11 protein-coding genes are annotated in these 10180 nt (G+C 68.8%); 6 read left to right on the top strand and 5 right to left on the bottom strand.

What is annotated here, in order from left to right; all coding sequences use genetic code 11:
* Nucleotides 1–1160 precede the first annotated feature (1160 nt).
* The 4 genes from KGQ19_RS44765 (at nucleotide 1161) to KGQ19_RS44750 (ending at nucleotide 2980) form a co-directional block, all read left to right on the top strand.
* On the top strand, nucleotides 1161–1658 hold the full coding sequence (locus KGQ19_RS44765) for a winged helix-turn-helix transcriptional regulator (RefSeq protein WP_212021064.1): 498 nt from the start codon (nucleotides 1161–1163) through the stop codon (nucleotides 1656–1658).
* A 64-nt stretch (nucleotides 1659–1722) separates the two neighbouring features.
* Nucleotides 1723–1962 (top strand): alpha/beta fold hydrolase, encoded by a 240-nt coding sequence (locus KGQ19_RS44760; protein WP_212021062.1) that lies wholly within the window; start codon nucleotides 1723–1725, stop codon nucleotides 1960–1962.
* Nucleotides 1860–2585 carry an alpha/beta fold hydrolase gene (locus tag KGQ19_RS44755; RefSeq protein WP_212021060.1) on the top strand — a complete coding sequence of 242 codons (726 nt, stop codon included), beginning with the start codon at nucleotides 1860–1862 and terminating at the stop codon, nucleotides 2583–2585. Before KGQ19_RS44760 ends, KGQ19_RS44755 begins: the two co-directional genes overlap by 103 nt.
* Nucleotides 2586–2590: 5 nt before the next feature.
* Nucleotides 2591–2980 (top strand): hypothetical protein, encoded by a 390-nt coding sequence (locus KGQ19_RS44750; protein ID WP_212021058.1) that lies wholly within the window; start codon nucleotides 2591–2593, stop codon nucleotides 2978–2980.
* A gap of 105 nt (nucleotides 2981–3085) precedes the next feature.
* Here the strand turns inward: KGQ19_RS44750 and KGQ19_RS44745 are convergent, their stop codons facing one another.
* Nucleotides 3086–4741, bottom strand: coding sequence for a S53 family peptidase (locus KGQ19_RS44745; RefSeq protein ID WP_212021056.1), 1656 nt, complete (start codon nucleotides 4739–4741; stop codon nucleotides 3086–3088).
* Nucleotides 4742–5202: 461 nt separating this feature from the next.
* Here KGQ19_RS44745 and KGQ19_RS44740 point away from each other — a divergent pair, with 461 nt between their 5' ends.
* Complete coding sequence (locus tag KGQ19_RS44740; protein WP_212021054.1) at nucleotides 5203–6123, top strand: DUF2470 domain-containing protein; 921 nt, start codon at nucleotides 5203–5205, stop codon at nucleotides 6121–6123.
* A 79-nt stretch (nucleotides 6124–6202) separates the two neighbouring features.
* Here the strand turns inward: KGQ19_RS44740 and KGQ19_RS44735 are convergent, their stop codons facing one another.
* Nucleotides 6203–6349: a hypothetical protein gene (locus tag KGQ19_RS44735; RefSeq protein ID WP_212021053.1), complete on the bottom strand. Its 147-nt coding sequence runs from the start codon at nucleotides 6347–6349 to the stop codon at nucleotides 6203–6205.
* Nucleotides 6346–6570: a hypothetical protein gene (locus tag KGQ19_RS44730; RefSeq protein WP_212021051.1), complete on the bottom strand. Its 225-nt coding sequence runs from the start codon at nucleotides 6568–6570 to the stop codon at nucleotides 6346–6348. Before KGQ19_RS44730 ends, KGQ19_RS44735 begins: the two co-directional genes overlap by 4 nt.
* Before the next feature lie 194 nt (nucleotides 6571–6764).
* On the opposite strand from KGQ19_RS44730, the gene KGQ19_RS53200 reads away from it, so the two are divergent.
* Nucleotides 6765–7310 carry a pentapeptide repeat-containing protein gene (locus KGQ19_RS53200; RefSeq protein ID WP_368862249.1) on the top strand — a complete coding sequence of 182 codons (546 nt, stop codon included), beginning with the start codon at nucleotides 6765–6767 and terminating at the stop codon, nucleotides 7308–7310.
* Nucleotides 7311–7535: 225 nt separating this feature from the next.
* On the opposite strand, the gene KGQ19_RS44720 is transcribed toward KGQ19_RS53200, so the two are convergent.
* Nucleotides 7536–8813, bottom strand: a complete 1278-nt coding sequence (locus tag KGQ19_RS44720) for an aspartate kinase (protein WP_212021045.1) — start codon at nucleotides 8811–8813, stop codon at nucleotides 7536–7538.
* Nucleotides 8814–8817: 4 nt separating this feature from the next.
* Entirely contained in the window at nucleotides 8818–10176 is a 1359-nt protein-coding gene (locus tag KGQ19_RS44715; protein WP_368862250.1) for a diaminobutyrate--2-oxoglutarate transaminase family protein, read from the bottom strand.
* Nucleotides 10177–10180 lie beyond the last annotated feature (4 nt).

Genomic DNA, 10180 nt, shown 5'->3' with positions numbered 1-10180 from the left:
CCCCCGGCCACCGGCACTGTAGGCGAAGCCCTGCCGACGCGACCGAGGGGAACGAACCGAAAACCAGCCGGAGAAATACAAAACAGGGGGTGCGGGTACCGGCAACTCGGCGAGCACGGCCGCCGGTGAGGGTGCTGGCAGCGCGGCAGTCCCGAGGGTGCGCATCCTGGGCTGGCGGGCGCAGGTGTGGGCGCGGGTTCGCCTTGCCGCCAAGATCGCTGCCGCCGAGTGACAGACAGACCTGACCACCAAGATCGCTGCCGCCGGATGACAGATAGACCTGGCCACCAAGGCATGCCGCCTACCGCACCCGGACATGTCCCCGACCAACCGACCACCGGCCCGCCACCACACCCCTCACCGGCAGCCGCATTACCAACCCGCGTTGTCGGTCCCTGCGATTGCTATTCTTCCGGCTGGTTTTCGGTTCGTTCCCCTCGGTCGCGTCGGCAGGGCTTCGCCTACAGTGCCGGTGGCCGGGGGTCCAGTTCGCGCTCTGACAACCGCCGCCTGCCCGCCCGACCGCAAGTGCGCGGACTTGACCCCCGGACACCGGTGCTGTACCCCCCGGGCTGACGACGCGACCGTGGGGAACGGACCGCACCACGTCACAAACCGCAGCCGCTGAGACTGACCCGGCCACCCGATGGACTGGCGCTAGTTTCCCTGAGGTTGCCGAGGCCCGCCGGAGGCCCGGCCCTTCATCACAGCCCTTGACTTTGATCTTGCTGGTGGCTCTTGATCTTGCTCTTGATCTGGCCTTTGCCCTTGCCCGGACTTGCTGGAGTTGAAGAGGCCTGAGGTGGGGCGGGGTTGTGAACGCGGGAACCGGCAGCCGACAAGCAAACCCGCCGACCCGAACCCCGAACCGGCTCAACTATGACCGAAGGCCGTAAAAATCGCCTTTCAACCCACATCCCAACCGCAACCCGGCCAGCAAACTGCAACCCCAAAGAAGATCCGAACCCGAACACCCCAAACCGGCCTCTACCGCATCCAGCCAGCAATCTAGCGAAACCGCCACGCCGACGACCTCCGCCTAAGCCAAATCATCACCAGGGCAAACGTTGACTGATGCGGCACTAACTCAACGGGCCCGCACTCGGGACCAGTGGTGATACATTTCACTAACTAGTATCACTCTGCAACCAGGAGGCCCGGTGTCGAACCAGTCCAAGCCCGTCGTGTTCGAGCACGGCCAGACCTTTCTCGCGACCATCTCAGAGCGCTGGAACTACCAGATCCTGCGCGAGGTGTTCTTCGGTACCACGCGGTTCGGCGAGATCAAGCGTGCGCTCGGCATCTCGGCGAACATCCTGACCACCCGGCTCAATGATCTGACCGAGCTCGGCCTGCTCAGCAAGCGGGCCTACCGCGAGGACAAGCCCTGGTACGAGTACCAGCTCACCGACGTGGCCCGCGAGCTCGTGGTGCCGGCGATCGTGGCGATCACCCGCTGGGCCGAGGAGCGCGAGTCCGGCGTGGGCCGGTCGGAGGGGTCTGACGGTTCGGGCTCGGGTCCGGACGGGTCGGGCGTGCGGCGCCCGCTTCTGCACACCACCTGTGGCAACGAGACTGAGCCCTACCTGGCCTGTAGTGCCTGTCACGAGCCGATCGCGGCATCGAACCTGGTCCCGCTGGTTGCATCTACTAACTAGTTGCAATATCGTCCTTGGTGTGGGGCCGGAACCCGACCCCCACGCAGTGAGAGGACGACACACCATGACCGACACCTGGCTGCAGGGCGTCTCCGAGCGGCTCATCCCCACCTCGCTCGGGCTGATCAACGTGCGGGACGGCGGTGAGCCGCAGGGCCCGGCGCTCATCTTCTGGCCGAGCCTGATGATGGACGGCACCATGTGGCGCCGGCAGTACGAGCACTTCGCCGGCACGCACCGCGTCGTGCTCATCGACAGCCCGGACACGGCAAGTCGGACGCGCTGCGCCGCATCATCGACCTGAAGGAGTGCGCCGACGCGCTCGTGCAGATCCAGGACGCGCTCGGCATCGACAAGGCCGTGCTGATCGGCAACAGCTGGGGCGGCATGCTGGCCGGGGTGTTCCCCGCCTACCACCCGGACCGGGCGCTGGCCACGATCGGCATCAACTGCACCGCATCGCTGCCGACCACTTTCGAGAGCATCTGGGCCACGGCTCTGTCCGGCTACCTGTCGCTGAACTCGAAGATGCCGGCGCTCGCGCTTCGGGCCGCCCGCGGCGCCTTCGCCGGCCCCACGGCCGAGGCCGAGCGCCCCGAGTTCGTCGACTACCTGAGCGTCATCCTGCGCAATGACCCGAAGTCGGTGGCCTGGGCCCTTCGCAGCATCCTGATCGGCCGCCGCGATGAGCACCGGCTGCTGGCGACGATCACCGACGTCCCGGTGCTCATCATCGCGGGGGAGGAGGACAGTCAGTTCCCCGTGCACGTCGTGCGACGCATGGCGGACGCGATACCCACCGCCACGTTCAAGGTGCTGCTGCACACCGGCCACCTGGCCGCGCGGGAGAACCCCGAGGCCGTCAACGCCGAGATCGACGCCTTCCTGGCCGGACTGCCGGCGCTGTCCGCGCTGGAAGGGGTCTGATAGCGATGAGTGACACGACGGCGTGGATCGACGCTTATATGCGCGAGATCGACACTCTGGAGTTCGGCGAGGCCTTCACAGAGCTCTTCGATCAGAACACCGAGATGATATTCGGCACGGCCCGGGTCCGCGGCGTCGAGGCCATCAAGGACTTCTTCGTCACGATCGACGCCCCGCTCATCACCACGCACGAGACGGTCCAGACCTGGAGCGTCGAGGACGTCGTGATCCTGCGCGGCGAAGCGACGGTCGCCAAGAAGGCCGAACCCGACACCGTCATCCGGGCCCCGTTCACGCACATCTTCTACCTCGACCAGAACGCCGAGGCGACGGTGCGGGTCCGTACCCTGCACATCACCGCCGGCCCCGTCATCACCGACGGCACTCTGATCTGAGTATCCGCCTGATTCCTGACCGAACAACGACTCGTCCCGGCTGGCAGGGCCCTGCCAGCCGGGACGAGTCGTGTCTGTAGAAGGGTTCTTATCCAAACAGGTTAGTTACAGCTTGTTCGCGATGAACTTTGCGGCGTTGTAGGAGCCCCAGCCGGTCACCTCGTCGTAGCCGGTGCCGGCGCTGTAGCCGCCGTTGTTGCCGCTCTTGATGTCGTGGAAGTCGGTGTTGTAGCTGGAGCTGCGGGCGACGGTGTAGATGAAGCTGTTGGCGTAGCCGAACTTCGCCTTGCCGGCCTTGCCCGCGGCGGTGTTGTAGTCGGCGACGAAGGCGGCCCAGTTCGGCGCGGCGGCGCTGGTGCCCCACACGTCGGTCCAGCTGCCGTCGGCGTCGATGTACCACGGGCTGCTGTCACCGCCGGCGGCGGAGACGTCCGGGACCTCGCGGTGCCCGCTGGTGTTCACCGGGGCCTGGAACGCCGGGGTGGTCCACTTGTCGGACTGGCCGCCGCCGCTGTCGGACCAGCCGGTCTCGCTGCTCCAGGCGTTGGACGAGGAAACGGTCAGGTTGGTGCCGCCGACCCCGCTGACGTAGGGGTCCGAGGCCGGGTAGTCGACCGACAGGGTCGAGCCGTCGTCCTTGGCCCCGCTGTCGCCGGAGGCCGCGAAGACGGACTGGCCCTGCGCCGCGGCCTCCTTGAAGTCGGCGTCGTCGGAGGTGAGGTTGTTCTCCTGGTTCTCCGGCTCGCCCCAGCTGCTGGAGATCACCGGAACGTCGGCGCTGACCAGGGCCGCGTAGAGGGCGACCTCGCCGGCGTCGCTGTTGGGCGCCTCGTAGACCTTCACGTTGGCCTTCGGCGCCAGCGCGTTGTCGACTTCGATGTCCAGCTCGTCCTCCACCGAGCCGGAGGTGTCGGTGGTGCCGCCGGCCACGTTCACCACGGTCGCCGCGGCGGCGCCAAGGCTGTACTTGCTGTTGTACGCCGCGACGGCCGAGGCCGAGTAGGCCGAGAACTCGACCAGGCCGATGGTCTGGCCCGAGCCGTTGTCGCCGGCGGCGAGCGGGCTGGTGAGGTTGTAGCCGCCGCGCGCCTTGGTCGGGGTCAGGACGGTGCCGGCGTGCGGCGCGGCCTGGCTCTGGCTCTGGACGTGGTAGTTCGGCGTGCGCTGCGAGGCGTTGGACAGCCCGGCCACGCTGGACACGATCGAGGCGATGTCGGAGGGCAGCGTCGGCGCCGCGGTGTTGGCGAAGACGTCGCGGCCGTCGGCGTGCCACGTCCCCAGCTGCACCCCGAAGGCCTTCTCGGCCTGCGCGGCGGTGCCGCTGACGGCGAGCGTCTGGTGGTTGGCGGTCAGCGCGCCGACCGTCAGGCCCTGGCCGCGCAGGTACGTGGTGAGCGCCGAGACCTGGGCGTCGGTGGCACCGTAGTTCTGCGCGTACTGCGTGACGGTCAGGTAGTGCTTGTACTGGGGCGATGCGGGGTCCGACACGGCGCGCAGGAACGCGTCCAGCCCGGCCTGGTTGCGGGGCGTCAGGCTGATCTGGAGCGTGATCGGGGTGTCGGCGGCCACCGCTCCGGTCCGCACGGCGCCGGCCGCCAGGTGCGGGGCGGCGGTGCCGGCGAGGGCGGTCCGGGCCGACGCGGCGCCGGCCGGGGCGGCGGCGTGCGCCACCGGGAGGGCGAGCACGAAGACCGGCAGCGGTGCGGCGAGCACACCGAGCGTCCGGCGTATTCGCCGGTTGACAGAGCTGTTGACAGGCATGAGCCATTCCTTGGGGTAGGGGGCGATGCAGTGGGTACGCATCACCGTCGGCGGGGACGGCAGTCCCCTCCTCGCGGTGATTCGCTGATGGAGAAGGTACGGCTGTATCAGTGTCCTGAAAAGACCTGAAATCCTGGCTTTACCAGTACTTAACCGTCAGTCCCTGGGCGCGCACATGGAGAACCCCCGCTCCGGAACGGGAGAAGGGCGCGCTGAAAGGACGTGCTCAGCGAGCTGAAGGATGCGCTCGGTGAGCGGTGGGGATCAACGGCAACACGAAGTGGACCACACGCGACCGAAGTCGATGTGGCACCTGGAGACCAGCCGGACCCGCTTCATGTCTCTATGAGTATCAGAGCACGATCAAAGGGTCAAGAAAGCCTTTGTCGGCGAATAATGTGCCGTCCGAGACTTCCTCCTGTATCTTAGGTAAGCCTTACCTAACTAGCGGAGGAGATCGCATGTCACGCCGGGTCGAACGCGCCGCAACCGCCTGTGCCGATCAGGGGTGTGGCCGGTGGTGCCGCCACGGGGACGCGGTACCGGCGAAGCCGACGGGCGCCTCGCGCGCCCGTACCCTGGCCACCGGCAGTTCCTCGGCCCTGCTGGTCATCCCGGGCCTGACGGTCGTCGACCCGCTCAGCATGCTGCCGGCCCGGCGGACGGTGACGGCCGAGGCCGACATCGTGCTGCGGCTGCCCGCCGGTTCGCCCGCGGTCCGCGCAGTCCGGCACGCCGAAGCCGACGAAGTCGTCGCGGTCCTGGAGCTCACCGACATCGCGCCGGTCGCCGTCGCGGACCGGGTCCGCAGCCGGGCGCGGATCGCCGGCTGGCTCACCCCGGTACCCGACGGCGCCGATGCCGGTCTGCTGGAGGAGTGCGGCTTGTTGGAAGAGCGCGGCTCGCTGGACGGACACGGCTCGTTGGAAGAACACGGCTCGCTGGACGAGCGGGGCCCGCTGGCAGATCACAGCCTGCTGAGACTGGAGGTCGGCGAGATCTGGCTGGAGGACGCGTGGGGCACCGAACTGGTCGAGCCGGACGACTTCGCCGCGGCCGAGCCCGATCCGCTGGCCGCGCACGAGGCCGACCTGCTCCAGCACCTGGCTGCGGCGCACGGCACCGAACTCGGTTGGCTGTGTGCCCTGGTGGACCGGCGCCGTGCCGCGTCCGGGGTGCCGCAAGAGGTGGTCCCGCTGGCGCTGGACCGCTTCGGGCTGCGGATCCGGTTCAGCGATCGGGACGGCAGCTTCGACGCGCGCTTCCAGTTCCCCTCCCCGGTCACGGAAGTCAGTCAGCTGCGGCAGGCCGTCCGCGCGTTGTTCGAGGAGTCCTGGTACGCCACTGATCCCGTTCGCCGTACGGGAGACCCGCTGTTCTGAGATCTGGGAGCGCTCAGGACGGTGTCGGCCAGACGTCGCCGCGCGCCGCCGCGCCTGGCTGGTTGTTCTGCGGGTTGTCCTACGGCGCGATGAACGCCGAGAACCGGCGCGCCGGGTCCGGTCGCGGCGTCCCGGTCACTCTGTTGTCCGGCGTCGATCCGCTGATCGGCCGGGTCCGGCGGTCGCGCGTGCGCAGGTGCGCGGCGATCCAGGCTGTGCTCTTCATGCGACTACCTCCTTGGGGCCGCTGGTCGCCGTGGCCTTCGCCACGATGGTCAGCAGGATGGGGACGAGCGGCCCGAGCCCGGCCAGTTCGGCGACCCCGGCCAGCGCCGGGGTGAGCAGCGGACGCAGCGTGCGGGCCACGCCGGCCAGGTCGATGCCGGTCAAGTCGATGCCGGGCACCGAGGCCTTCGGCAGGCCTGAGATGGTCAGGGTCACGGTCATGGGCGAACACCTCCGGACGTGCCGGTGGGCACGGCAAAGGAAGCCTGGAAGCCGACGGGGCTCCGCTGGCCTGAGACGACCAGACCGTTACGCGGAAAGCGAATCCACTTCGGGGCGCGGGAACGGGGAACGGGAACTGCGAATGTGGCAGCGGGGACTATGACTATGACCTGATCCCATGTCGCTCACCTCCCGTGGCCCGGCGCGTCGCGGCGCGCAACCGTAGTGCTCAAGTAGACACCTGGCCCGGCTCATTAGTCAAACGATTGCGCAAACGTTCAAACGAATCGCGCGCCGATCACCCTGGCTCACGCGTAGGCCCACCGGCCGCAGTGCCCGGCGTGGACCGCGACGACTGCGCGCCCGGTGCTCGTCACCGCTCGCTGGCCGACATCGGTTCCGCGACAGTAGGACCCGGCCCGCACCACCCGGACGCCCGAAGCGCGCGGATCCGACGTGCTCGGGTCCGATGTGCCCGACTCCGACGTGCCCAGCTTCGACGTGCCCAGCTTCGATGTGCCAAGCTCTGCCGCGCCAAGCTCCGACACCCGCGGAACCGGTACGCGCCCGGGTGCGGCGGCCTCGGCGGATCGAGACTCCTGCACACGATCGGCGGGGCCACTCCCGGTCCCGACCACGTCGGTGTCGACTGCCTTGGCCTGCTGCCGCCCGATGCGGAGCCTCAACTTCATCGCGAACCCCTGATCCTGTGGTCGCACCGCGACTCTCTCGCGCGGTGAGTACGCGCCATTGGATCAACAGGCGTATTTGTTAGGACGAAGCACCGTGGTGGAGTAGGGCGTGTTCACCCTTATGGCGCTACGCAAGACCTCGTGTCCCCGACGCCGTCGGCGGGAACACGAGGCCGCTGAAGAGGTGCTACCGAAGTGACGAAGCGCTACCGAAGCGAGGAAACGCTACCGAGGCACTGTCGCCGAACCCTGATGACTGTCACCGAACCCTGATCACCGTCCCGTTCCGGCGTGCACCGTGGCGAGTTCCGGCGCACCGAGACCGAAAGCCGCGTGCCACGCCCGCACCGCGTCCGTCAGCTGGTCCGCGGGGCACAACGCGGTGAAGCGCATGTCCGAGGTGGAGATGGTCTCCAGATGCACCCCGGCCGCGGCGAGGGTTTCGCAGCACGTGGCCAGCACACCCGGCTGGGACAGCAGACTGCTGCCGATGAGCGACAGCTTGCCGATCCGCTCCGCGTAACGCAGATCCTCGAACCCGAGTTCCGCGCTCGCCTGTCGCAGGGCTTGCATCACCGGCGGTCCGTCCTGCGCCGGCAACACCAGCGAGATGTCGGACCGGCCTTGGACGGCCCAGGAAGCGTCCAGAACCGAATAGTGCAGCTCGGCCTCGATCCCGGCGACCACCTGAAGGATGCGTGCGGTCAGCTCCGGTGAGCCCGCCGGCACCCCGCACAGCGTGATCTTCGCCTTCGAAGCGTCGTGCGCGACCCCGGCCACCGCCGAGTACTCGGCCGACAGCGGGCCCACCGACCCGGAGACCATCGTCCCGGGTTCGGCGTTGTACGAGGACCGGACGCGCATCGGAATCCCGTGCCGCGCCGCGTACTCCACGCTGCGCGGCGCCAGCACCTTCGCGCCGCTGACAGCCAGCTCCCGCATGATGTCGTAGCTGACGTGTTCCATCAGGCGCGCGTCGGGGACGATGCGGGGATCGGCGGTGTAGACGCCGTCGACGTCCGTGTAGATCTCGCACAGATCAGCCTTCAGCGCCACGGCCAGCACCACGGCGGTGGTGTCGGAGCCGCCGCGTCCCAGGGTCGTGACGGTACTGTCCCCGGCTTCGTCGCGGTGGACGCCCTGGAACCCGGCGACCACCGCGATCGCGCCGCGGTCCAATGTCTGCCGGACCCGGTCCGGCGCGACCTCGGTGATGCGGGCACGCCCGGCCGTCGCGGCGGTGCGGATGCCCGCCTGGGCGCCTGAGAACGACCGCGCCGGGGTGCCCAGTGCCTCGATGGCCATCGCCATCAGGGCATTGGAGATCCGCTCGCCGGCGCTGAGCAACATGTCCAACTCGCGCGGCGGCGGCGTGGCCGTCACGTCCGTGGCCAGGTCCAACAGGTCGTCTGTGGTGTCGCCCATCGCGGAGACCACCACGACCACGTCGTGCCCGGCTTGGTGGGTGGCCACGATGTGCTCGGCCACCTTCTTGATCCGCTCCGTGCTCTGCACAGACGAACCGCCGAACTTCTGCACGATCAGGCTCATCTGCTCAGGCCTCCCGGTAATTGGCTTTCGCGGTGCCGATGGCGTCCAGCAGGATCGTGCAGGCCGCCTCCACGGTGCCGGTCGTGACGTTCAGCGGCGGCAGCATCCGCACCACGCAGTCGTCCCGTCCGCCGAGCTCGACGATGAGCCCGCCGCGCAGCGCGGCCGCCTGCACGGCCGCCGCCAGCCCGCCCGCGGGCCGGCCGTTCTTGGGATCGGCGAACTCGATGCCCCAGATCAGCCCGCGCCCGCGCACCTCGGCCACCCACGGGTCGTCCACCAGCGGCTTGAGCCGGTCGGCGATCTGCTCGCCGCGCTGGACGACGTTGTCCAGGATGCCGTCTCGCCGGATGATCCCCACCGCCGCGGCCCCGGCGGCGAAGGCCAGCTGGTTGCCGCGGAAGGTGCCGGTGTGCGCACCGGGCTCCCACACGTCGAGCTTCTCGTCGTAGATGATCAGCGCGACCGGGGTTCCGATGCCGCTGAGCGCCTTGGACGCGATGATGACGTCCGGCTCGATGCCGTACTGCTCGAAGGCGAACCAGGTCCCGGTGCGGCCGCAGCCGGTCTGGACTTCGTCGACCACGAATGGGATTCCTAGTTGAAGCGTCAGAGCACGGACGCGCCGGGCGAACTCGACTGTCGCCGGGATGACCCCGCCCTCGCCCTGGACCAGTTCCATCACCACCGCGGCCGGCAGCGGCACGCCGCCGTTGCCGTCGGTGAGCGCGCGTTCCAGGACGTCGGCGCAATTCGTGGCGCAGGTGTCGGGGGACAGGCCGATCGGGCACCGGGCGCAGTAGGAGTAGGGGAAGAAGTGGATTCCGGGGACGCCGTTGGCCACCGGGCGCTTCTGCGAGACCAGACCGGTGAGCGCCATGGCCGCGTGGCTGGCGCCGTGGAAGCCGCCTTGGAAGGAGATGATGTCGCCGCGTCCCGTCGCGGTCTTGCACAGCTTCAGCGCGGCGTCCACGGCGTTGGCGCCGGTCGGACCGCAGAAGTGGATCTTCATGCGGTCCCGCATCGTGTCCGGCAGCATGCTGAGTTGGGCCTCGACGAAGTCCTCCCGGACCGGGGTGGGGAAGTCCAGGCCGTGCGTGAGCACGCCGAGCTGTTCGGTGACGGCGGCCACCAGTTCGGGGTGGTTGTGGCCCAGGGAGAGCACGCCGGCGCCGGCCAGGAAGTCGATGAAGACGTTGCCGTCGACGTCGCGGACCAGGCTGCCGGAGGCTTCCTCGATGGCTATCGGCAATCGCCGGGGATAGCTGCGGGCGTTGGACTCGTAGACCTGCTGGCGGGCCAGGTACTCCGCCGAGCGGGGGCCGGGCAGGCTCCCGGTGACGTGCGGGGCGAGGGTGTCCAGGGGG

The sequence above is a fragment of the Catenulispora pinistramenti genome (genome assembly GCF_018274385.1).
In the GTDB taxonomy this organism is placed as follows: Bacteria; Actinomycetota; Actinomycetes; order Streptomycetales; family Catenulisporaceae; genus Catenulispora; species Catenulispora pinistramenti.
The sequence above is the reverse complement of the archived record's forward strand: the minus strand, read 5'-3'. Positions and strand labels throughout refer to the sequence as shown.